This is a genomic window from Listeria immobilis (assembly GCF_014322765.1).
Taxonomy (GTDB): domain Bacteria; phylum Bacillota; class Bacilli; order Lactobacillales; family Listeriaceae; genus Listeria; species Listeria immobilis.
Map to the genome: position 1 here is coordinate 18,098 of NZ_JAASTZ010000015.1, position 23,069 is coordinate 41,166.

Consider the following 23,069-nt stretch of genomic DNA (forward strand, 5'->3'; position numbering starts at 1 on the left):
AATGAATAAACAATTTCCAGATAATTTTTTATGGGGAGGAGCAATTTCTTCGGCACAAGCAGAAGGAGGCTACCTAGAAGATGGAAAAGGAATAGATACGCAGTCAATGCGCTATTTTAATCCAGAATGGGACCGAAAGAAACGAGACGAAAATCGTAATATTAATATGACTTCTGAACGTTTTCAAGCAGCTTTAGAAACACAAGACGAAGTGACTTACCCATTTCGTCATGGGATTGATTTTTATCATCGGTATAAGGAAGATTTAGCGCTTTTAGAGGAAATGGGTATGCGGGTGTTTCGGACATCCATCGATTGGTCGCGAATTTATCCAAATGGGGATGATGAAGCGCCGAATGAAGCAGGTATTCAATTTTATATTGACCTATTTACAACATGCCGTGCTAAAGGAATGAAAGTATTTGCGACTATGCTGCATTATGGAATGCCAATTAATTTGGTTACTAAATATGGCGGTTGGAAAAATCGTAAAACTATTTTCTTTTTTGAAAAATATGCTCGTACTTTATATGAGAGACTTGGAGATTTAGTTGATTACTGGTTGCCTTTTAATGAAATCAACTGCAATAGATTTAATCCTTATAATGGATGTGCGGTTATCAAAGATCAAGAGGAGAACTATAATCAAACTATTTTCCAAGCAGCGCATCATCAATTTCTAGCCAATGCGCTTGCAGTTAAGGCGGGTTTTGAATTATTGGAACAGCCGATGATTGGTGGTATGATTGCTCGATTTACTACTTATCCAGCAACTTGTAAACCAGAAGATGTAATGCAAGCAATTTTAGATGAAAATTATAAAAACTATTTTTACACAGATGTACTAGCTCGAGGGAAATATCCTAGTTACACAAACCGCATGTTGGAAGAACTTAATGTACAATTAGAAATGGAAGAGGGAGATTTAGAACTACTACAAGAAAATACAGTTAATTTTATGTCATTTTCTTATTATATGTCTATGATAGCAAGTGTAGACCCTGATTATGAAATCACAAGCGGAAATTTACTTAGTGGAATGAAGAATCCATATTTAGAAACTAGTGATTGGGGCTGGCAAATTGACCCAATTGGTTTACGAGTTTCACTAAATGAAATGTATGACCGTTATCAACTACCAATTTTTATCGCGGAGAATGGTTTAGGTGCGTATGATACAGTAGGAGAAGATGGTAGTATTCATGACGATTATCGTATCGACTATTTAGCAAAACATGTGGAACAGATGGCAGAAGCAATTCATGATGGAGTAGACCTAATCGGCTACACAATGTGGGGCATTATTGATATTGTAAGTTGTGGAACTATTGAGATGTCAAAACGATATGGTGTCATTTATGTTGATTTAGATGATGCAGGTAAAGGAAGTTATGAACGTAAGAAAAAAGACTCTTTTGCATGGTATAAAAAAGTAATTGAAACAAATGGAGTCTCACTAAATTAAAATAATAAAACAAGCAGCAACCAATCTTAGTCATTGGTTGCTGCTTGTTTTTCGATAAAGAAATCGCCAATTTGGTTGACGAGTTCTTCATTTACAGAATAAATATGTGTGGTACCTTCCTTTCGTAAATGAATAAGTTTAGCTTCTTTTAGCAGTTTAATATGATGGGATAATGTGGATTTTGAGACATTGTAAGTTGTTCCGGAAAAGCGTTTCTCCTTGTTTTTGATGAGGCATAGAAAAATATCAAGGCGGATTGGATCGCTTAATGCTTGGAATATTAATAATAATTCGGGTTTGGATAATTCATTCGTCTTTTTCATATAAACTATCATATCATAATTTGCTTTTTAATTGCATGGAAGTTGCAGCTATGTTATATTGTTATAGTTCGAAAAAAATCGAACTATAAACTTGGAAAGAAGATGTTTTGAAATGTTGCATATTGAAGCGCAAATCACGATAAAAGCCGAACAAACCGAAGCTTTTTTACAAGCAGTCAAAGAAGTTATTGCAGCAACCAGAGCCGAAGCAGGAAATCATGGCTATGAATTAGTGCAATCTACTGAAAACGAGACAGTATATTATATGCTAGAAAAATGGACAGATATGGACGCGATTACAAGACATAACGAGAGCGAACATTTTAAAAACTTCCAAAAACAAGCAGCTAATTTTGTTGCAAAACCACTAGAAGTTGCCGTTTTAACACCAATAGAATTTTAAGGAGGAAAAAAGATGACTTATTTAAATAATGATTTTGAAGACTTAATGAAAAACCGCCGTTCAATTAGAGAATACGACGAAACGGTGAAAATTAGCCAAGAAGAAATGCAAAACATCCTAACAGATGCAGTAACAGCTCCTTCTTCCGTAAATATGCAACCATGGCGTTTTGTTGTAGTGGAAAGCGATGCAGGAAAAGAAAAACTAAAACCGCTAATTCGTTTTAATACCCTACAAAATGACACTTCCTCAGCGATGATTTTGCTTTTTGGAGATTTAAATAACTTCGAAAATGGCGAAAAAATTTATGGCGGTGCAGTAGAACGTGGTCTTATGCCAGCTGATGTAAAAGAACAACAAATGGCGAAACTGAGCCAATATTTTGAAGCAATCCCGCGTTCCGAGTCTGAACGAGTTGTTTTAATTGATGGTGGAATTGTTGCAATGCAGCTAATGCTTGTTGCTCGTGCTCATGGCTATGATACAAATCCGATTGGTGGATTTGAACGTACAGAAGTTGCCAAAGCTTTTGACATGGATCCAGAGCGCTATGTACCAGTAATGATTTTATCGATTGGTAAAGCTAAAAGTGACGGATACCAGTCTTACCGTTTACCAATTACTGATGTTACGACATTTGCATAAAATGAACCGAAATAATGCAAGGGGATTACGTATCTCCTTGTTTTTTTATGTTTCTTCGTTATATAATTAATTTACATAAACGAAGGAGGCCAAGCAATTATGACTATTAAAATCACTCGCAAGGCTGGTACTTTAGGCGGTATATCACCAACAAAAATTAAGATAGAGAATGAAGGAAATGTGGAATTGAATGACGGGGAATCCTATTTCTTTATGCCAAAAAAAGAGAAAACAAAAGTGAAAGTTAATCAGTGGCTTTCGGGAAGTCAAGAAGTAGAGCTAGATAATAATAGTAAAGTCTTGCTTATACTTAATACCAAAGCAATCGTCCTATATTATGCGATGTATCCGTTTTTAATAGTTGGTTTTTTGATGACTAGTATTGTTTCAACAGTAATCGCTTTAACACTATGTATTGCGTCCTTTTTTTACGCTAGAAAAAACTGGTTTAAAATTGTGAAAACAGAAAATTAATTTTAGGAAAGATAGCACTGACAAATGGCTAAAGCTGCTTAAAAGGTAATTCGTGGTAAAAAAAAGAAAATTTTGGAGCAATCGTAGTATAAAGATTTAAAATGTAAGGATTTTTAAATTAGTTTGATTAGCATGTGCAAACAGTGACAGCCTTTTATATGATTTGTTTAAAACCACGAAGCGTGCAGGCTTATACGTGGTTTTTATTTTTTGTTGTTTATGATTGTTGCGGTTAGGGCGATAAAAGCAATCATAAGCGCAAGACTCTCGAAAAAAGTCACATGTTTATCCTTTCTAGATAACGCCTCAAAATAATATCACCATAAACTTGCTCACCATTTTAGTATGATTACAAAAATATACATGTAACTGGATAATATTATTTAATTAATTCTTTTTTCGCGAAAAATACAAACAAGACAACACGATTATTCTTATTTTAAAACTATTTGGTTTATCCCACTGTTTTTCCATCTAAAATAGTACAATCTAACGAGAAAAAGCCATTAAATAGAAGACAAGATGCCAGTAGCGTATTACAATGAAGAAAAGAATAATGAAGAGGTGCAGAGGATGTATTTTGTATATGATATTGGCGGGACTTTTATAAAATTTGCTTTAATGGAAAATAATGGTGTTATAAAAATGAAAGATAAATTTCCTACTACAGCCAAAAGTGCCGAAGAATTAGTAGCGCAAATGATAGAGAAATTTTTACCTTATAAAGATAGTGTGAAGGGTATTGCAGTAAGTTGTCCGGGTGTGGTGGATACAGAAAAAGGCGTAATTTATCAAGGTGGTTCACTTTTATTTATGCATGAAAAAAACTTGGCTGAAATGCTTGCTCGGGAATGTCATGTGCCAGTTATTATTCAAAATGATGCGAAAAGTGCAGCGCTTGCGGAACTTTGGTTAGGTGTGGCGAAAGAGGCGGATAGTGCAGTAATTTTAACATTAGGAAGTGGAGTTGGTGGCGGTATTATTATGAATGGTAAGCTGCAATCAGGGTACCATTTAATGGCTGGAGAAGTAAGTTTTATACAAACAGACTTTAATACAAAGAAAATGCGCGGTAACTTTTTTGGTCGAAGTGGGTCGGCTGTGGAACTGATTAGACGAATAGCGACAAAGAAAAATTTAATTGATAAAAAAGATGGCGAGCAAGTTTTTGAGTTGATTACACAAGGCGACGAGGAAGCAAATACTATTTTTAACGACTATATATACGAACTGGCGATTCAAATTTTAAATATCCAATATTTAATTGATCCAGAAATTATTGCTATAGGAGGCGGAATTAGCGCACAACCAATTGTTGTCAAACGTCTAAATGAAGTGGTATCAGAAATCAAAGCTGCTAATCCTTTCCATTCAGCAAAACCAAGTATCATCACCTGTCGTTTCCAAAATGATGCTAATTTGTATGGAGCTCTTTATAACTTTTTCTTGCAATATAAATAAAAAAAAGGAAACTAATCTTGTAAGCCCTCTATAGTAAACTTAAAATTTAACGATAGATGGAATGCAATTTAGTTTCCTTTTTGTTTTAAAGTGCTTGAAGCATATCAAACTGAGACTGATATAAATTATAATAGTAACCGTGTTGGGCCATTAATTCATCATGACTACCCGCTTCCTGTATTCGCCCATTATCAATATAAAATATTCGCGAACTGTTTTTAATAGTTGAAAGTCGATGCGCGATAATAAAGGATGTGCGCCCTTCAAGAAGTTTTTCCAGTCCCTCTTGAAGTAAAATTTCTGTCTGTGTATCAATACTCGAAGTTGCTTCATCAAGAATAAGGATTTTCGGGTCAGCGAGTAATGCTCGAGCAAAAGAAATGAGCTGCCGTTGACCAGCGGAAAGAGTGCTACCACGTTCTTTCACTTCTGTATAGTAACCATCTTTTAAATCAGCTATAAAATCGTGAGCACGCACAACTTTGGCAGCGGCAATAACTTCTTCTTCCGTAGCATCTAATTTTCCATAGCGAATGTTTTCGATAATTGTTCCAGAGAAAATAAATGTATCTTGGAGCATAACCCCCATTTGTTCTCGAAGTGATTGTAATGTGACTCCCTGAATATTCTCGTCATCAATTAAAATTTCACCAGAATTAATATTATAAAAACGGCTTAGTAAATTAATAATCGTCGTTTTTCCCGCGCCAGTAGGACCAACTAAGGCAATGGATTCACCTGCATCCACATGGAAATTAATGCCTTTTAATATATCATGACCTTCTTCATAACGAAAATAAACATCTTTAAAGTCAACATTTCCAACGATTTGTGGCATTTTCTTTGCATTTGGTAAATCTTTAATATCGGGTTCCACATCCATCGTTTCAAAAATCCGTTCTAAATAAGTAGTAGCAGTAATTAGCGAGTTATAAAAGTTTCCGATATTAATTACTGGATTCCAAAAGTTCCCAACATAGCCAATAAAGGCGATAAGTGTCCCGGTGGAAACATCTACACCATAACCTCTAATCCCAACAAAGTAAATAAGGCAGGTTGTCATAACGGCAATATTTTGCACTCCAGGCCAAAGCAAAAATTGAATTTTTACGGCTTTCATCCAAGACGTCCGATAATCGTTACTTACTTCTGTAAAAATCTCAAAATTTTGCTCTTCGCGTGAAAAACTCTGGGTTACTTTTATACCTGCAATACTTTCATGGATATAGGCGTTCATATTAGATTGTTTATTGCTTAAAACCTGATAAGCTTTTCGTTGCGCAGTTTTAATCACCATGACAATAACAAAAAGCACGGGTAGAAGTGCTAAACTATAAAGTGTCAAAACAGGATCTATCATTAACATAAATCCAAGTGTAACTAGAACACTCAAAATATCCGAAATCAAATTAATAAGGCCATTTGAAAGTAAATCACTCAACATATTAATATAGTTAACAACCCGGATAAGAATTTTTCCGTGAGGTCTGCTATCAAAGTAAGAAAATGGTAGTTTTTGCAAATGACCAAAAATGGCGGTTCTCATGTCTTTCAAAATGTCCTGCCCAATTAGCGTAATGGATTTAATTCGATAGCGCATACATAGTCCAGTTACTACAACCGAAGCAATAAAGATAATCGCAATCCAGAAAAGTTGGGTCATATTTTTATTTGGAATGGTATCATCAATGACAATTTTTGTTAAGAAAGGACCAATCATTGTTGCTACATTGGCAAGTAAGATAATAAATAGTGTTAGGTAAATAGATTTCTGGTATGGTTTTACATAAACAAAAATCCGTTTTAAATGTGCAGAACTAAATGCTGTTTCTAACTCTTCATCAACATCAAATTTATTTCTAGCCATTCGCGCTCGCCTCCATTCCCAGCTGCTTATTGTAAGTATCAAAATAATAACCTTTTTTAGCTAGCAAACTTGTATGTGTTCCTCGTTCAATAATTTCACCATGTTTTAAAATTAAAATTTCATCGGCATCTTTTACAGAAGAAATCCGGTGAGCGATAATAAAAGTGGTTGTGTTTTCGGTGATTTTCTTCAACTCGCCTTGGATTTTCACTTCTGTTTCCATATCCACCGCAGAAGTTGTATCATCTAGAATTAAAATAGAGGGGTTTTTTAAGAGTGCACGAGCAAGAGAAATCCGCTGTTTTTGCCCGCCAGATAGCCCGACTCCACGTTCGCCAACAATTGTGTTATAACTCTCAGGCATGGTTTCAATAAAATGGTCTGCATCGGCAATTCGAGCCATTCGCCGGACTTCTTCCATCGTTGCATCCGGGGCGCCAAATGCTATATTTCCTTCAATAGTGTCGGAAAAAAGGAAAATATCTTGCATAACTGTGGCGATATGATTTCTAAGTTCTCGCACATGCCATTTTTTAGCATCCACACCATCAAGTAAAATTTCCCCGGAAGTTGGATCATAAAATCGGCAAATTAAGTTAACTAGAGTAGATTTTCCAGCACCGGTTTCCCCTAAAATAGCAATGGTTTGGCCAGGGGAAGCTTTTAAAGAAATATTTTTTAGAACATCGGTTTTTGGATCATCTTCAAAATGAAAGCTAACGTTTTTAAATTCAACAAATCCTTGAAGCGAAGGGGCTGATTTTTCGGCATGAATGGGAATTTTTGCAGTGGTAGCCATCATATCTTGAATTTTAAAAGATGAGGCAACAAAACGTTGAACATCATTAATTAACCAACCACTCATCCGCATGGGACCATTTAGCATCCATAAGAAACCATTAAAAGCAACTAAGTCTCCAAGTGTCATTTGCCCTTTAATGACTAAAAAGCCACCAAAAACAAGTGTGATAACTACTAAAATTCCAGCAAGAGAATCCAATATAGGTAGATAAGCTCTAGAAACTGCTGCAGAATCCAGATTGCGTTGTTTAAAATCTTCGTTATGTTCATGGAATTTCTTCATTTCAAAATCTTCTCGTGCAAATGCTTTAACGACACGATTTCCGCTAATATTTTCTTCCACCATTGAATTAAGTCGCGAAAAGCTTTCTCGAATTTCATAAAAGACTGGTTGCGCTTTGCTAGACATTTTTATAGTTAGAAAAGCGATAAGCGGTGTTATAATCACAAGCGCCAGCGTTAATTTCCAGTCAATAGTCGTCATAATAACTATGGCGAATGTAAATAAGAAAATGTTTTCCAAAATATTATAAGATACCCAGGAAATAAAATGACGAATTGCATCAGTGTCCCCGGTCATCCGTGCCATAATATCACCAACTCGAGTGTTATTAAAAAAATCAAAATCCAATGATTGTAATTTTTTATAGAGATCTTCTCGAATTTGGAAAAGGGAGTTTTGACCAATTCGTTCACACATAATTTGATAGGTATAACGACAAATTGTTCGAATAACTGTCGAAACTATCATGATTAATAGTAGCGGGATAAGTAATTTAGGCTGATTTTTATAAACAACATCATCAATTACTTTTCCACCAAGTAACGGATAAATAATACTAATACCAGAAGCAATAAAAATTAAAATAAGTACACCAATCATAAGCAGCCGATAATTTCTTACGTACTGCCAAATCCATTTTACACTCTTCACTCGTTTCACTTCCTTTTACTTTATATACATCCATTTAGTTTACACCCCTGATTTGGAAAGAGAATGGTTTATATTCGCTGGAAGCATGGACAATGTTATATAATTAAAAGATAAATGTAAACGTTATTATTATGGAGGTGAAAAGATGCTAAAAATAAATACTACTACGTTCAATCCGCAAATTTTGTATATTGCTAGTTATTATACGAATGAGGCTCGGATTGGCGAAAATCACCATCATGATTTTTTAGAAATGTCGATTATTTGCGAAGGGACGGGTATCTATAATATTGAAGGTGAGCAAGTAAAGCTTTGTGCAGGTGACGTGCTTATTTTTAATCCGGGAGTAAAGCATTATGATATTACCGAACCTGGGATGACCAATGTGCAACTCCATATCGGATTTCGTAACTTTACGTTGGAAGGCTATGCAAGAAACACTTTTCCATTTAAAAAAGCTTTTTTGCGGAAAAAAGAGACTGAATCTGCCATTTTAGATATAGCTAGGCAGATAATGGAAGAAAAAGATGCTGAAAAACCTGGTTATGATTTAATTTTGAAAGCTTTTGTCATGCAATTGATTATCCATATTTTACGTGAAGCAACTCCGGAACAACTTGAGAACAATGGGGTGAAATTATCAACAGAAGAACAACAAAAACAGCTGCTTGTAAACGAAATTATTCACTATATGGAAAAGCACCATACCGAAGACGTTTCGCTCTCCACTTTGTCACAGACGATGTATATTAGCCCGGCGTATATCTCCAAAGTATTTAAAGAAGAAACAGGAGAGTCGCCAATCAATTACTTAATAAAAATTCGCCTTGCACGTGCGGAAGAACTACTCAAAAATAAAGATATTACTGTAAAACAAGCAGCAAATATGGTTGGCTATAACGATGCTTATTATTTTAGCAAGCTTTTTAAAAAATATTACGGCTTTCCACCCTCTGAAAATTGGCGAAAATCTAGTTAATTTAGGATACAAGTTAATGGGGTAGAAGTTTAAAAGTAACCAAAATACAGTTTACGCTAACGACGAGCGAAACCTATGATAGAAAGAAGGAAGCAGTGATGCGCTATGACGAAGCCTTAAGTTATTTAAAAACAAATAGTATTAAACGACAAGAAGAAGGCACTGAAATCATTTTTAAAATGGCAGCGGATACATTGGAGGGAAACTTAGATCCATTTTTATTAAAAGATATTAAAAAAAATGTCGAAACTGCAATTGAAACGACACCTCAAGAAACCGCAATACCAGATTTTTCTAACTTAGAAATAGCCACAGCCGCAGCACTTCAAATGAGAGCAACAATGGGAAGTCCCAATATAGATTTAACACAAGGTATACAAACAGAGACGGCTGTTGTATCAGGTGAATTTGGGGATATTCCAATTCGGATTTACCGTCCTGATTCACAAGGTCAACTAGCGCCAGCACTGATTTATTATCATGGCGGAGGATTTATAGGAGGTACGCCAGCTGTAGTAGAAAACTTTTGCAAAGGGATAGCGGAAAAATCAGCGGCTGTCGTCATTAATGTGGAGTACCATTTAGCACCAGAATTTCCCGCTCCAGCAGCACCGAAAGATTGTTTTTGTATACTAAATTGGGTAGTAGAAAACAGCGAAAATCTCCAAATTGATCCAACCAAAATTGGTGTTTCTGGAGATAGTGCGGGAGGAACTTTAGCTGCAGCAGTTAGTTATATGGACCGAGAAGCCAAAACTAATTATGTAGGTTTCCAAGCCCTGCTATATCCTGCGCTTACTTTGTTTGCTGCTGATAATGAAAAATATTCATGGGATATTAAAAAGTTTGCTGCATCCGAAACAACTAAACCGCTCGTTACTCCAGGAATTATTGGAATGAACAATTCAGGATTATTGTTACGAACAGTTTATCTTAGAGGCAAAGACCCAACTTCACCCATTTATTCCCCGTTATCGGCAACTGATAAAAGCATTTATACGCCGACATTGATTATTAGCGCAGAATTTGATGGACTTAGGGCTTTAGCGGCTGTTTTTACGAAACAATTAATAGCCAGTGGTGTAAATACAAAAGCGATAGTTTACCAAGGAATGTGTCATGCCTTTATCGATAAATACGGGATTTTTCCACAAGCAGAAGATGCCGCAGATGAAATCGCCAAAATGATGAAAACAATATTTTAAAGAAGCAAGGCAGGTGTTTTTCGGAATACCTGTTTTTATTTTGCTAAACTTTGCGGTTAGCAGTAAAAGTATACTAGAATAGAGAAGAGAAATGGGAAGGAATGATAGGTTATATGAAATTTCAACTTTTTATCCAACCAAAATTAGATGTTATCCAAGGAAATATTATTGAATATGAAATACTTCTTCGAGATGATAGTGAAATTCCTAGATTTCCTTTGTCAGAGTTAGAGAATGTCCTTGCAGATGAGGAACTATATGCTATTTATTCAGATTGGTTTAATGAAGCATTTTTAGATGTCTTAAATAAATATCCAAATGATCGATTTGCCATTAATATCGCACCACAACAGCTTTTTTATATGGAAACAATTCATTGGTTTGAGCGGCTAAAGAGCGAAAGTCATCGAATTACAGTAGAAATTACAGAAGATATTTTTGATGTTCCCGCACACAAGCGACATTTAAATGCAAATGACAAAGATGCTTTTATACTTAATAAAATAAAAGTGATACATGGGCTAGGCTATCATATTGCAATGGATGATGTTAGCTGTGGACTCAATAGTTTGGAACGTGTAGTGAGTTATTTGCCTTATATAACCGAAATTAAGTTTTCTTTAATTCACTTTGAAAAGATAGATTTAGAGGACTTGCTTTATTTTGTTAAAGCATGGGCTAATTTTGCCCACAAGAACAAATTGGGTTTTGTAGTGGAAGGAATTGAAACAAAAGAAACCATGACTCTACTTGAAAGTCATGGCGTCACTATTTTCCAAGGTTATTTAGTTAATAAACCATTTCCAGTATGAAATTACTCCACCTGATTTTGTAAGTTTTGATAAGATTCAATTGTTATCGGCTTTTTGCAAGAAAGTAAGCCTTTTTTCCGCATTTTTTCTAGTGCTTCTGTAATTCTCGCCCGACTAGATCGACAATAATCAGCTAAAAGTGACTGGGTAATATAAGAGGGAAGAATAATTTGATCGCCTTGTTGATGCAGGTTTAATAGCTCAACAATTTCAATTAAAACATTAATCGCCTTATAAAATGGTGGTTGATTAATGTTTCTATAATTTTTTGCTGTAAACATATATTTAATGATAACATTATCTAATATTTGGTGGAAGATTTGAGGATTAGCATACAAATAATTAAGAAAAAGTTCTCGATTTATAAGGATGGCGGTTCCATCGGTAAGAGCGCGCACACGATAATCTATGCGATGTGGTGCTACATCTGTTTCGAGTAATAATTCTACTCCAAAAAGCATGGATTTAGCAATAAGTCCGTTTATTAGCCAACGACCGTCTGCTGTATGTCCCTCGGTGGTAGCCGCACCAGACATAATAATTCCAATATGCATTTTATAATTTCCATCAACATCAGATGAATGGATAATATCACCTTTGCAAAAAGAAAGTCTATTTGAATATTCGTGGGAGATAACGTCTAAAAAATCTTTAATGTAAATCATTTATCAAAACTCCTATGTGAAATAGATTTAATTCACATTATTTACTACCTAATAAAATTACTGTACTCTCAAAAGGTGTGAAAAGATACGCAAATAACGATTTTTTCACAAAAAAGACGATAAAAAGACACATTTTAGACACAAATAACCACTTTTTTAAGTTTTGTGCATTGTATTAATAAAAAGTTTTGCCTGATAAACAAACTGCTTTTTTAAAAAATTATAGCGAATAAAATGGATGCAGAAAACTATTAGTAATAAACTGGAGGAGCAACAAAAAAGAAGAGGCTCAAAATCATGAGTCCCTTCAAAATTTTTTATAAACATCAATCGAACTGCCAAAATTAATTAAATAATCGCCACAATCATACATTGGACCAAATTTTTCTGCGTAATGCGTAACTGTATGGCGCAAAAATTCCTCAGTTACTTCTAAAAACTCTGCAACCTCAAAATATTCCCGTAGTCCTAGATAAAAACAAGTAATTATATCTTCAAGTGGAACCATCTCTTCGTATCCTTTTCTTCGGGCGAAAAGCTCTTGTTTTTTATCCATAATTGTTTCTTGCTTCGTAATATTGCCAACTGTGTACTTGTGATGCATTAATTCTTCTGCTAAAATACAACCTTTTTCAATGGTGGATTGGTTTTTATTAATCAAAATTGTCCCATTTAAATATAAACCAGGTAGTTTATAAGGCATTTTTTCTTCTCTAATGGTTACTTCATCTTGGTATTTGGCTACCAATTTTTCATACAATAAGATCACATCCCGCGATGGAGTTTTTTCTTCATCTCTATATAAGCTAGTATATCCCGTAATTCTTCATCTGTTACATCGTCGTCAATATGGGCTGCAACTGTCATTCCGCGTTCATCAACAGGAGGAAGGTTTCTTTCTGGAAAAAAGTCATCTAATCGTTTGTTAAAAATCTTCGCAAGTTCAAATAAAACATCCTGGTTTGCTTTACGATCACCATTTTCGTAGCGACTAATTGTTTGGCGCGTGGTCTGCAAACGTTCCGCTAGTGCTTCTTGATTTAACCCACGTTCCTCACGATATTGTTTTATTTTATTTCCTACAAATTTATTTAACTCCATAATAATTGTCCTCCACGTGTTTATGTTAATAGTGTAGCACTTTTAGCACCAAAATGGAACTTTTTCGGACTAAATTGTTTTATTTAATTTACTTGTAACCAAAATGGTGCTATAATAAAGTTATATTAAAAATAAAAACAACACAATTTTACACCAAAAGCACCGAAACGGTGACAAGGTTGTTCTAAATGGATGAATAAATTTAGGAGATGGAAGTGAAAATGATGGATAGAAAACTTCTGAAAGAAAAACAAATACAATTAATTTTTCAGCTAGAACAAGAAGAAAACAGATTTGTAAGGAAAAGATTATTAGAAGAACTAGAATACTTTGAAGCATTAGGAGACGAAGAAAAAGGGCTTTTAACAGCGGAGCAAAAATTACTTATTTTATCACCACAAGAGTACTTAACATACAAAAAGACATTTTCCGATGCTCAAATTAGCAACTTAATTGGCATATCTAGATCTTCACTCGCAGAATGGAAACGAAAAAAAGGACTGTCAAAAAAGCAACGACCTCGAAATCAACAAGAGATGATTCAGATTTTAGCATACCATTTAGATAAAACAGAAGAGGAAATAAGCCGTTTGCCCGATGCAACGATTGAATGCCAGTATGAAGCGTTCGTAATTAACGAAGCCCATAATTAAGGAGTGATTATATTGCAAGTACTTGTTTTACCAGAAAATAAAGAGATTAATTATATAAAAACCGTCCAAGAAGTAAAGCGGTTTTTCGCAGATTTTCAGCGTTTTCGAATGATATGTGGATTATCACAGAAGCCAAAGCTAGAAAAAAATGGTTGCTTGGAAGAACCTGTTTTTAACACAATTACATTTTCTGCTAGACATGATAAGGAACTAATTCGCGAGGCGCAGTGGCTAGTGGAGAAATACACAACAATACTCAATCAAATGGATGCACTTTATCGAACTATTTTACTAAGCTGCTATATCGAACGAAAGCAGGATGTAGCGATTATGATGGATTTGCCCTATGAAATCGCCCAATTTAAACGAATAAAAAAACGAGCAGTTTTGGAGCTTGCTGCGGTTTTGGGGATTTTGGTTAGGAAAGCATGATACTTTTGCGATATTTTTCTAAGTTATTTTTGCAGTAATATAAAGATAAGGAAATTGTCCAGTATGCGGATGACAATAAAAGCTGCATCAGAATTTGGGTGCACCGTTATTCTGATAGAAACACGTATTTGTTTTGAATTTGGATGATAATCCGTTGATATAAACAAATGATCTATTTAAGGAGTAAGACTCGGAGGAATGAATTATTAAGAATGGTCTCGACCGAGTTTTATGTTCTATTTTTAAGGAGTGAATGCTTAGTGAAGAGTTTGAACTTCATGAGAGTCTTAGAAGCAGCCAAAACTATGCTTCAAGAAAAAGGTGGAATCAATGTTTCTATTGTAATGCAAAATCAAGTAGATACTCCAACAACAATAATGGAAATGATTGAACAAGAAGAAGAAGAAAGTCGAACAGTGTGGAAAGAAATTTATCGTCTTGCAATCCATCATTATTCAAGTGAGTTGGATGTTGCAAAAATCGATTTAATTGATACGCTGATGCAATCGGGTTTCATTTTGCCAGAAGGGTATGAACTACTTACTATTAGGCATTATGGAAAACAAAATTTAGTAAAAGAAGGCAATTTAACACATGCGAAAATAAGCTTTGAAATAGTTATTTGTCGCAATTTAAAAGTGAAAATTTAGGAGGAATTATTAATGGCATTTGAAGAAAATTTATATTGTGATTATACACCGGGAGCTGCTAAAGCTGTTGCTGGGAAAGATGTGGTTTTAGCAATTTTTAATGCGGCAGGAGATAAATTACTAGCCGTTGCAGGTCAACAAGGTTTAACGATTAATCGTTCTAAAGATAGTATCGAGATTACCTCAAAAGATACAATTGGTGGTTGGAAATCTAAAATTGGCGGAATGAAAGAATGGTCAATCGAAAATGACGGTCTATATGTGGCCGATGCAGATTCTCACCAAGAATTGGCGAAATATTTTGAAAGTGATAGTCCGGTTTGTGTTAAAGTCATTAATCAAGCTTCTAAAAAAGGTTTGTTTGGTGGTTTGGCAATTGTAGCTGACTATAGTTTTGAAGCACCTTTTGATGAAGCGATGACTTATTCCATAAAACTTGATGGAATGGGTGCACTTGTTGATTTAACAATTACTGAGGGCGGAGATCAAATGCCCGGAGATGAACCAGTAACACTAGCGGAATAAAATAGAAAGCCACTACAAAAAGTGGCTTTTCCTTAGGAGGAAATGGAATGTTTGAAGTGAATGATACAACCTATATTTTACGATTTAATAAGCAAAAAGTGAAAACGGTCGAACTAACAACTGGAATTAGTTTGGTGGCTGCTTTAACTGCTAATAAAGGAATTCTAAGTTATCAAGTTATTGAAACGCTATTTGTTTCTGGCTTAGTTGAAGAAAAAGGGCTAGTAGCTGTAAAACAAAAAGAAGCATTAGAAATTTTTGACAAATTAGTAGAAGAACAGGGTTTAATTTCTTTAAATGTAGCTGTTATTGAGAAATTACAAGAGGATATGGGTTTTTTGTTCCGATAAAACAAATTGAGTTTGAATATTTTGGAGCAGAAGATGGAGAAACTGCAAATGAAACAAATAATGATTTTGAACTTGAGAAACAGCTAGCTTTTTTCGTAGTTAATTTTCATATGACTAAACACGATTTTGAAGAGTTAACAGAGATAGAAAAAAATTTCATTATGAAAGAATGGGAAAATAAAGTCATTTTTGAATCTACAATGATGCGAAATGCAGTATTAAATGCTGAACAAAATCTCAATCGAAAACGTAATTCTCGCTTTATTGATTTACACAAAAAACGTCAAAAGAAAGCGGACGTAAATTATACGGTAAATGCACTCCAAGCAATTTCCGAAAATGAGGAACAAGAAGGAAAAGGATGGATTGACCGCATTTATCAAGCAAATGGTTTACAGAAACCAAAAAATAAAAAAGAAAGGGGGAAAATTAATGGCGGATAATAAAAAAATAAATTTAGAAATGAATGATACGGCTTTAATTGCTCAAATGAGTCAACTAGATCAAATGGTTTCAACAGTCGAAAGGCGCTTTACTGAAATGAAAATGACTATTGAAGATACTGGAAATGCAGATCCTGGATCAAAAATTTCTAACTCTCTAGGTGGCCTACAATCCAGTGTTGCCTCAATCAGTGATGCTTTTAGTTTATTAGGGTCTAGTGGAGAGTCTATAACTTCAGGTTTTGGTGCTGCGGTAGGATCTGTTGGAGGAATCACAGACGCATTTAAAAATCTTGGTTCCAGTGTTCAAAATGGTTCACTCTTTTCAAGCCTAGCAACAGGTATTGGTGGTATGGGAAGTATGCTAAATGGTGTTGTTGGCGGTGTGCAAGGTATTAGTAACTTAGCTAGTGGATTTATGGAGTTGAAAAAAAGCGTAGGTGGTTTAATGTCTTCCGTCGGTGGTGTTTCAGGAATTATGTCTAAGCTAACTTCTCCAATGGGGCTAGTTATTATCGGGATTGTTGCGCTTGTGGCAGCATTTGCTTATTTAATGTCAACTAATGAATCATTTAGAAATTCAGTTATGTCAGTCGTTACACAGGTTGGTCAATTATTTGGACAATTAATAGCAACCTTGATGCCTATTATTATGCAAATTGTTACTGCGGTTGGTCAAATTGGAGCAGCTTTAATGCCGATTGTCGTGCAATTTATCGCATTCTTTGCACAACTTTTAGCACAATTAATGCCATTTATCTCCATGCTTGTATCCATGCTTATGCCCGTAATAATGCAAATTGTCCAAGCCGTCATGTCGCTTGTGTCAGCGCTTTTACCAAGTATTATGGCTATTATTCAAGGTATTATGGGAGTTATTCAGTTCTTAATTCCAATCATTATTCAAATTGCCACTGTAGTAATACAAATTGTTGTGACGATTATTTCATACATTAGTAAAATTATACCCGTCGTCATGATGATCATTGGAGTCATTATTTCTGTTATTACTACAATTATTAATTATATTGTTGTGATCGCAACGACAATTATAAGTATTATCGGTAAAATCATTAGTTTCGTTGCTAGCGTAATTACTGCAATCATGGGTATTGTTCAACCGATTATTGGATTTATCACCAATATCTTTAACTCAATAGTTGCTGTTATTGGGGCAGCTTTCCAGATGGTTTTTGCAGTAGCATCAAAAATTTGGAACGCTATTTTAGCAACCATTTCGGGGATTATTGAAGGGATCAAGTCAATTATTACAGGAATATCAACCACAGTTTCATCAGTCTTTAATGGAGTGAAACGAATTATTACTGGGGTTTTTGAAGGTATTAAAAGTGCCTGGGGTGGTTTAACAAATTTTGTGGGAACTATTTTTGACGGTGTTTCGAGTGCAATTCAAAATGTAGTAGATAATGTCAAAGGATTTGTGAATGTAGTGATTCGTGGAATTAACTCGGCAATCGGGCTTATTAATAAAATCCCAGGTGTAGAGATTGGTAGGATTCCGCAACTGATTTCGGGGACAACAAACTTCCAAGGCGGTTTTGCAAGGATGAATGAAGGCGGTCGAGGCGAGATGGTTGTATTACCATCAGGTTCCCAAGTAATTCCGCATGATGCAACGATGAAGTATGCAAGAGAAAGTGCTCGCGGAAATAGAACTTCACTACTATTGAATCAAGGTAATGATTTGGGTAGAGTGGAAAATCTTCTAGAGCGTTTATTACAAAAAAATCCAGTAATTAAAATGGACGATAAAGTTGTTTCGGAAGTAGTTAGTCGAAACCAAGCTAATTCGTTTGATCAGTATAACTATACAATGGGAGGTGCGGCATACTAATGAATGACTTGTTTTTAGAGATAAATGGAGAGGTTTATTCGATGAGTGAAACGTTTCCAGGGCTTTCAGTTCAAGAAGTAGCAAGACAAAGCCCACAATTAAGCATGGAAACTGCTGAAATCGCTGGGACTGATGGTGTTATTCCAGGAACCGTTGCTTTTAAACCATTTGTCTTTTCGGCAATATGTAATTTACAAGCACTTGATATACCTGATTACCATTTAGCTGTTAGAGAAATTTATGAGTTTCTATTTCAGCGCGAAAGTTATTATATTTGGAGTAATCAGATGCCTGGTATTCGTTATGAAGTGCATCCAAAACCTTTTGATTTTAGTAGGGAGTCAGACAGAGTTGGACTATTGACCATTGAATTTGATGTATTCAAAGGCTATGCAGAATCACGGGGTACGACACTTGATCCACTGACATTTGAAGTGGATTTATGGCAAATGGGGATGAACTTATCCAACCGTGATGATCTATTTTACATTTTTAAAGAGAATTCTTTTCGTGTGTACAATGCGGGGAGCGAACGAATTAATCCCCTAATGCGTCATGAGTTAGATATAGCAATGACTGCAAATGGGATTCCAACGATTAATAATATCACAACTGGAGACTCGTTTCAGTATCAAAATGAACTTAAAAAAACGGACGTCTTACTATTGAATAACATCTATCCATTTGTAAATAATCGCCGAGTTGGGAAAAATACGAATCATGGAATTATTACTTTAGAAAAAGGCTGGAACGATTTTGAAATTAAAGGTGTAACAGATGTAACAATTGCTTTTAATTTCCCGTTCATTTATCGGTAGGTGATGATGATGGATTATTTAATTATTCAAAGTATGGACAAAGAAGTGGAAGAGATATTGACGGATATTGACTATGGTTCATTTTCGTATGATTATGAAAAAAATACAACTCGATCTATCTCTTTTACCGTAAATAAAACAAAACAAAATTCAAGTGTTTTTGATTTATTGGGAAACGAAGCCGTGATTATTTATCGAGGTCAACAATTTGTTGTGAAAAAATGTGCCCCTAAGTCCATTGGGAAAACCATTTCTAAGCAAATAACTGCACAACATATTAGTTATACAGTGCAAGATCATGTTCAATACAATGTGAAAAAAGGGCTAAAAAAATATTCGATTCAAACGGTAATGGAATTTGCTTTAGAGAATAATGTGTTAGGTTTTTCTCATAAAATCATAGGAAGTTTTCCTCTAGTTGAGCTAGAAGATTTAGGAAATAAGAATGGATTAGAGTTAGTTAATTTATGTTTAGAAGAATTTGGCGCAATATTATTTGCAGACAACAAAAAACTATATTTTTATGATGAAGCTAGTTGGTATTTGAAAACAGAAAAGCAATTTCGCTACTTGTACAATACAGAAGATATTTCGGTAGATACTAATACTGATAATTTAAAAACGCAGATAAAATGTTATGGCAAGCAAAAAGAAAATGCAGATAAGCTAACGGGAGATAACAAATATTTAGCTGTAGTTACCTATACTTCGCCAAATGAAGCTATCTATGGTAAGCGAATGGCAAATGCTAAAAGTGATGACAAAATAACAAATAATGCAGACTTATTAAACTTTGCAAAAAAACAAATTTTAGACGTTCCTGAAACTTCTTTAAATATTACTTATAAAGGGCAAGAAGAAGTTTCAGAGCGAGATGTTTGGTATTTTATTCATGAGCCAATGCATTTTGAAACGGAAGTTAAAGTTACACGAATTAAATCAGCGCACCCGTGGAGCAGGAAGTTTCAAGATGTTGGTTTTAGTAATACGAGGCGGGATATGGTTCGGATTCAAACCCAAATAGCAAATCAAGTTAAAAAAGCTAGTATAGATACGAATAAGATTAATTCGTTTTCAAACATCGCAATGAATGCTTTTGATTCACGAATTTTAACGGAAGTAGTAGGTGTTGTAGATGGCGACTGAAATTAGAGTGCTAAAAAATACAGATAATACCGTTTTCTATCCAAAAACACACTTAATGGCAATCGAAGGCCTAAATGAAGCGACATCAAGTACTGCTGGATTAATGGCTCCTAGTGATAAAACGAAATTAAATAGTATAGAAGCAAATGCGGAAAAAAATAATGTAACAGCGGCTGATATTTCGAATTGGAATAAAAAGCAGGATACGATTTTGACTTCGGAAAATGGATTTAAATTCAAAATAGTTGTAACGGATACTGGAGAATTAAAGACAACTAAAGTGGATTAGAAGGGGAGGTATTTATGAAATTAGACTTATGGAAATGGGAAATGCTCCTTCAAGGGCGTGAGTTCAGAAATAAAACTAACGATAATTGGCAGAAATTAATGGATTGGTCCAGTTTTATTTCAACTGGTTTGGACGCAATTTATGTATATATCAATAAAGCAGACGCAAGCCTAAATCAAAAAATTGAAACAGTGGATAAAGCAGTAAATGTAAGAATAAATGAGCTGATTAATGGGGTTCCGCAGCTAGATGAAGTTGTTGATGCTAGAACAGATGCGTTTGGTGAGAAATATCCAGTTTTAAGAGCGCGTTTAAATGAGGAGCAAGTTATTTATAGTAAAAAGAGTACGCTGCAATTTGATGTGGATAGTATTATTTCGATGCAAGAACAAGATATTGGACTGCTTACTAGTAAATCAATTACAGAACCGCAAACAGTTTGCTTTTTAAATGTTTCAAGCCTGGATGAGCAAGCAGATATTATTCTTGAAAAAACAGGGGAGACTAGTTTTTCAGACAAATTAACTAGTTTAGTATTTGCGAGAATAGGAACAAATGAACGTTACCAAATGGAACAATTGGTTGTGTAAAGGAGGAGTGAAGTATGACTGAAATTAAACGAATGCTACAAACAAAGGAAGATCAGTCAAAAGAACAATTTTATCCAGAAACACATGTGGAAGGAATTGTTGGGTTAACAGATTTTGTTTCTGGCCAACTTCCAACAGGTGTTGTTAGTGTTAATGGCAAGTCTGGCAGTGTTTTGCTAGAAGCAGCAGATGTTTATGCCGCAAGAAAAGATCATAATCATAATGTAGCTACTTACACAACAGATGGATTTATGAGTTCGTTTGATAAAATAAAAATTGATGAACTAGTATCGCCGGAAGCAGGCGTTGTAAGTGTTAATGGGAAAACGGGCATTGTTGATTTATTTGCATCTGATGTTGAAGCAGCAACAGTGAACCACACCCACTCAGATGCTTCAGCTAGTGAAAGTGGATTTTTATCAATAGAAGACAAAGGAAAACTAGATGCGATGCCAATAATCGCGCTGGAAACTATTAAGGAGGTAATAGAATGACTAAAATTGTAAAAATGTCAGAGAAAAATGAACACGGAACTTTAGAACAATTCTATCCAGAAACACATGCCGAGGCTGTTAAAGGATTAGTGAGTGTTTCAGAAGAAGAAAAAACAATTTGGGATGGTAAGGAAAGTACAGAAGGAGCAGAACAAAAAGCGAATACAGCGTTAAATAGCGCTAAAGAATATGTCGATACTATTGGGGAGGGGATAGTGGTTTTTAAAGGAGCAAACCATATGGGAGCAGGTCAAGCATTTAAATGGGACCCTTTTAAGCTGAAATTTGGTTTAACACTATTGTTTAGTCGATATGATACAACAAATAATACTCCATACGATTATTATTATCATTCCGTATTCTTATCTAAGGCTCAACTAGTTGAGTTAGCTGGAAAAGGTGTCTTAATGCAAATGCCATCAACAACTTATGGAGATCGAAAATACCTCTATATATCAACAACTGGGCTTTCTGGACATGCTGATAATTTGAATTCTCCGGCCTGGGTGCTTCGCCAAATAGCAATAATGTAATCAAAAAGGAGGGTTTCCATGGAAGTCATACTAAAAGTTGGGATACTGGGATTTGGTGCGGTGTTTGGATACTTATTTGGGGAAGTGGATCTATTGGTAAAAGTGCTTGTATGCTTTATTGTAGCTGATTATATTTCTGGGCTACTTGCTTCAGGGTATCAAGGACAACTAAATAGCAAGATGGGTTTCAAAGGAATCGCAAAAAAGATTGCAATCTTAATTTTAGTGGCTATTGCACACCAAGTAGACTTGATTCTAGGAACGCATAATACAACCCGAGATGCAGTTATCTTTTTCTATTTGGCAAATGAGCTGATTTCTATATTGGAAAACTTCATACGAATGGAAATGAAAGTGCCGGAAGTTTTGAAAAATTTAATTTCTATTTTTGATTCAAAAGCAGGTGAAAAGGAGGAAAAGCATGACAAAAATTTGGATTGATGCAGGGCATGGAGGAAAAGATTCAGGAGCTACTGGAAATGGTCTTGTTGAGAAAAATTGGGTATTAGCTATTTCCAAGCAGTTAGAAGTGGATTTGACGAAGGCTGGTTTTGATGTAGGAATGACAAGAAAAAATGATACTTTTTATGGCTTAAGTAATCGGGCACAAAGAGCAAATAACCTAAAAGCAAATTTATTCATCTCAATTCATTTTAATGCAGGTGGAGGAATGGGATATGAAGACTATATTTTTACCTCCACACCAGCAAAAACTAAAGAAATCCAAAAAATAATTCATAAAAATGTGATTGCAAAAGTTTCTAAACATGGTATGCGTGATCGAGGAATGAAAAAAGCAAATTTTGCTGTTTTGCGAGAAACGGCTATGGACGCTATTTTACTAGAGGCAGGTTTTTGCGATAGCAATGATTCAGCAATTCTCAAAACAAGTGCATTTCAGCGAGATTTTTGTTTAGGAATTGTAAAAGCTGTACAAGAAATCTTTAATGTTCAAGCAACCAAATATCGAGCGGGAAAATATTCGACAAGTGATGATGCGATTTCAGGTAAAAATCTAAAAGGTTATTTACCAGCAGGGACAAAGGTTTTTATTTATAAAGAATTAGCAAAAACAATTAATTTAACAACAACAAAAGGTGTTCCGGGAAGCTGGATTTTAAAATCAGAAGTGAATGCTGGAAAAAGGTAAAAAAGA

29 protein-coding genes are annotated in these 23,069 nt (G+C 34.9%); 23 read left to right on the forward strand and 6 right to left on the reverse strand.

Annotated features, from left to right (window positions below):
* The first annotated feature begins 1 nt into the window (after position 1).
* Entirely contained in the window at positions 2–1,465 is a 1,464-nt protein-coding gene (locus HCJ50_RS11640; RefSeq protein WP_185344452.1) for a glycoside hydrolase family 1 protein, read from the forward strand.
* A 26-nt stretch (positions 1,466–1,491) separates the two neighbouring features.
* Here HCJ50_RS11640 and HCJ50_RS11645 read toward each other — a convergent pair whose 3' ends face one another.
* The gene (locus HCJ50_RS11645) at positions 1,492–1,788 is read right to left on the reverse strand and encodes an ArsR/SmtB family transcription factor (protein WP_185344454.1); all 297 of its coding nucleotides are present in this window, start codon (positions 1,786–1,788) and stop codon (positions 1,492–1,494) included.
* Positions 1,789–1,900: 112 nt separating this feature from the next.
* On the opposite strand from HCJ50_RS11645, the gene HCJ50_RS11650 reads away from it, so the two are divergent.
* The 4 genes from HCJ50_RS11650 to HCJ50_RS11665 all read left to right on the forward strand — a co-directional run bounded on the left by HCJ50_RS11650 (position 1,901) and on the right by HCJ50_RS11665 (position 4,771).
* Positions 1,901–2,191 carry a putative quinol monooxygenase gene (locus HCJ50_RS11650; protein ID WP_185344456.1) on the forward strand — a complete coding sequence of 97 codons (291 nt, stop codon included), beginning with the start codon at positions 1,901–1,903 and terminating at the stop codon, positions 2,189–2,191.
* A 12-nt stretch (positions 2,192–2,203) separates the two neighbouring features.
* Positions 2,204–2,836 (forward strand): nitroreductase family protein, encoded by a 633-nt coding sequence (locus tag HCJ50_RS11655; RefSeq protein ID WP_185395717.1) that lies wholly within the window; start codon positions 2,204–2,206, stop codon positions 2,834–2,836.
* Positions 2,837–2,935: 99 nt separating this feature from the next.
* On the forward strand, positions 2,936–3,310 hold the full coding sequence (locus HCJ50_RS11660) for a hypothetical protein (protein WP_185395716.1): 375 nt from the start codon (positions 2,936–2,938) through the stop codon (positions 3,308–3,310).
* A 573-nt stretch (positions 3,311–3,883) separates the two neighbouring features.
* The gene (locus tag HCJ50_RS11665) at positions 3,884–4,771 is read left to right on the forward strand and encodes an ROK family protein (RefSeq protein ID WP_185395715.1); all 888 of its coding nucleotides are present in this window, start codon (positions 3,884–3,886) and stop codon (positions 4,769–4,771) included.
* Positions 4,772–4,856: 85 nt separating this feature from the next.
* Here HCJ50_RS11665 and HCJ50_RS11670 read toward each other — a convergent pair whose 3' ends face one another.
* Positions 4,857–6,638, reverse strand: a complete 1,782-nt coding sequence (locus HCJ50_RS11670; RefSeq protein ID WP_185344464.1) for an ABC transporter ATP-binding protein — start codon at positions 6,636–6,638, stop codon at positions 4,857–4,859.
* Positions 6,631–8,373, reverse strand: coding sequence for an ABC transporter ATP-binding protein (locus tag HCJ50_RS11675; RefSeq protein ID WP_185395714.1), 1,743 nt, complete (start codon positions 8,371–8,373; stop codon positions 6,631–6,633). The genes HCJ50_RS11670 and HCJ50_RS11675 overlap by 8 nt, the downstream gene beginning before the upstream one ends.
* Positions 8,374–8,518: 145 nt before the next feature.
* Between HCJ50_RS11675 and HCJ50_RS11680 the strand changes: the two genes are divergently transcribed.
* The 3 genes from HCJ50_RS11680 to HCJ50_RS11690 all read left to right on the forward strand — a co-directional run bounded on the left by HCJ50_RS11680 (position 8,519) and on the right by HCJ50_RS11690 (position 11,369).
* Positions 8,519–9,352, forward strand: a complete 834-nt coding sequence (locus HCJ50_RS11680; RefSeq protein ID WP_185395713.1) for an AraC family transcriptional regulator — start codon at positions 8,519–8,521, stop codon at positions 9,350–9,352.
* 98 nt (positions 9,353–9,450) lie between these two features.
* Positions 9,451–10,557, forward strand: coding sequence for an alpha/beta hydrolase (locus tag HCJ50_RS11685; RefSeq protein ID WP_185395712.1), 1,107 nt, complete (start codon positions 9,451–9,453; stop codon positions 10,555–10,557).
* 104 nt (positions 10,558–10,661) lie between these two features.
* Positions 10,662–11,369, forward strand: coding sequence for an EAL domain-containing protein (locus HCJ50_RS11690; RefSeq protein WP_185395733.1), 708 nt, complete (start codon positions 10,662–10,664; stop codon positions 11,367–11,369).
* Positions 11,370–11,371: 2 nt separating this feature from the next.
* On the opposite strand, the gene HCJ50_RS11695 is transcribed toward HCJ50_RS11690, so the two are convergent.
* The 3 genes from HCJ50_RS11695 to HCJ50_RS11705 form a co-directional block, all read right to left on the reverse strand.
* Positions 11,372–12,034, reverse strand: a complete 663-nt coding sequence (locus HCJ50_RS11695) for a Crp/Fnr family transcriptional regulator (protein ID WP_185344469.1) — start codon at positions 12,032–12,034, stop codon at positions 11,372–11,374.
* Positions 12,035–12,341: 307 nt separating this feature from the next.
* Entirely contained in the window at positions 12,342–12,794 is a 453-nt protein-coding gene (locus tag HCJ50_RS11700; protein ID WP_185344470.1) for an ImmA/IrrE family metallo-endopeptidase, read from the reverse strand.
* A gap of 5 nt (positions 12,795–12,799) precedes the next feature.
* Positions 12,800–13,135 carry a helix-turn-helix transcriptional regulator gene (locus HCJ50_RS11705; protein WP_185344472.1) on the reverse strand — a complete coding sequence of 112 codons (336 nt, stop codon included), beginning with the start codon at positions 13,133–13,135 and terminating at the stop codon, positions 12,800–12,802.
* A gap of 224 nt (positions 13,136–13,359) precedes the next feature.
* Here HCJ50_RS11705 and HCJ50_RS11710 point away from each other — a divergent pair, with 224 nt between their 5' ends.
* The 15 genes from HCJ50_RS11710 (at position 13,360) to HCJ50_RS11780 (ending at position 23,063) form a co-directional block, all read left to right on the forward strand.
* Entirely contained in the window at positions 13,360–13,788 is a 429-nt protein-coding gene (locus tag HCJ50_RS11710) for a hypothetical protein (protein ID WP_185395711.1), read from the forward strand.
* Positions 13,789–13,800: 12 nt separating this feature from the next.
* The gene (locus HCJ50_RS11715; RefSeq protein ID WP_038406483.1) at positions 13,801–14,220 is read left to right on the forward strand and encodes an ArpU family phage packaging/lysis transcriptional regulator; all 420 of its coding nucleotides are present in this window, start codon (positions 13,801–13,803) and stop codon (positions 14,218–14,220) included.
* Positions 14,221–14,480: 260 nt separating this feature from the next.
* Positions 14,481–14,870 carry a DUF5072 family protein gene (locus HCJ50_RS11720; protein WP_311769594.1) on the forward strand — a complete coding sequence of 130 codons (390 nt, stop codon included), beginning with the start codon at positions 14,481–14,483 and terminating at the stop codon, positions 14,868–14,870.
* 12 nt (positions 14,871–14,882) lie between these two features.
* Complete coding sequence (lmaA, locus tag HCJ50_RS11725) at positions 14,883–15,395, forward strand: protein LmaA (protein WP_185344474.1); 513 nt, start codon at positions 14,883–14,885, stop codon at positions 15,393–15,395.
* Positions 15,396–15,442: 47 nt separating this feature from the next.
* A complete protein-coding gene (locus tag HCJ50_RS11730; protein WP_038406486.1) occupies positions 15,443–15,745 on the forward strand; it encodes a hypothetical protein in 303 nt (100 codons plus the stop codon).
* A 110-nt stretch (positions 15,746–15,855) separates the two neighbouring features.
* Entirely contained in the window at positions 15,856–16,188 is a 333-nt protein-coding gene (locus HCJ50_RS11735; protein ID WP_038406487.1) for a hypothetical protein, read from the forward strand.
* Complete coding sequence (locus tag HCJ50_RS11740; RefSeq protein ID WP_185395709.1) at positions 16,178–18,043, forward strand: phage tail protein; 1,866 nt, start codon at positions 16,178–16,180, stop codon at positions 18,041–18,043. The genes HCJ50_RS11735 and HCJ50_RS11740 overlap by 11 nt, the downstream gene beginning before the upstream one ends.
* On the forward strand, positions 18,043–18,861 hold the full coding sequence (locus HCJ50_RS11745; protein ID WP_185380460.1) for a phage tail family protein: 819 nt from the start codon (positions 18,043–18,045) through the stop codon (positions 18,859–18,861). Before HCJ50_RS11740 ends, HCJ50_RS11745 begins: the two co-directional genes overlap by 1 nt.
* Before the next feature lie 9 nt (positions 18,862–18,870).
* Positions 18,871–20,007, forward strand: coding sequence for a phage tail protein (locus tag HCJ50_RS11750; protein ID WP_185395732.1), 1,137 nt, complete (start codon positions 18,871–18,873; stop codon positions 20,005–20,007).
* Complete coding sequence (locus tag HCJ50_RS11755; protein WP_038406491.1) at positions 19,997–20,296, forward strand: hypothetical protein; 300 nt, start codon at positions 19,997–19,999, stop codon at positions 20,294–20,296. Before HCJ50_RS11750 ends, HCJ50_RS11755 begins: the two co-directional genes overlap by 11 nt.
* A 14-nt stretch (positions 20,297–20,310) precedes the next feature.
* On the forward strand, positions 20,311–20,886 hold the full coding sequence (locus HCJ50_RS11760) for an alpha-amylase (RefSeq protein ID WP_185395708.1): 576 nt from the start codon (positions 20,311–20,313) through the stop codon (positions 20,884–20,886).
* A 14-nt stretch (positions 20,887–20,900) separates the two neighbouring features.
* Positions 20,901–21,380: a hypothetical protein gene (locus HCJ50_RS11765; RefSeq protein ID WP_185380462.1), complete on the forward strand. Its 480-nt coding sequence runs from the start codon at positions 20,901–20,903 to the stop codon at positions 21,378–21,380.
* Entirely contained in the window at positions 21,377–21,913 is a 537-nt protein-coding gene (locus HCJ50_RS11770) for a hypothetical protein (RefSeq protein ID WP_185395707.1), read from the forward strand. Before HCJ50_RS11765 ends, HCJ50_RS11770 begins: the two co-directional genes overlap by 4 nt.
* An 18-nt stretch (positions 21,914–21,931) precedes the next feature.
* Entirely contained in the window at positions 21,932–22,354 is a 423-nt protein-coding gene (locus HCJ50_RS11775; RefSeq protein WP_185344485.1) for a phage holin family protein, read from the forward strand.
* Entirely contained in the window at positions 22,335–23,063 is a 729-nt protein-coding gene (locus tag HCJ50_RS11780; protein WP_185395706.1) for an N-acetylmuramoyl-L-alanine amidase, read from the forward strand. The genes HCJ50_RS11775 and HCJ50_RS11780 overlap by 20 nt, the downstream gene beginning before the upstream one ends.
* Positions 23,064–23,069 lie beyond the last annotated feature (6 nt).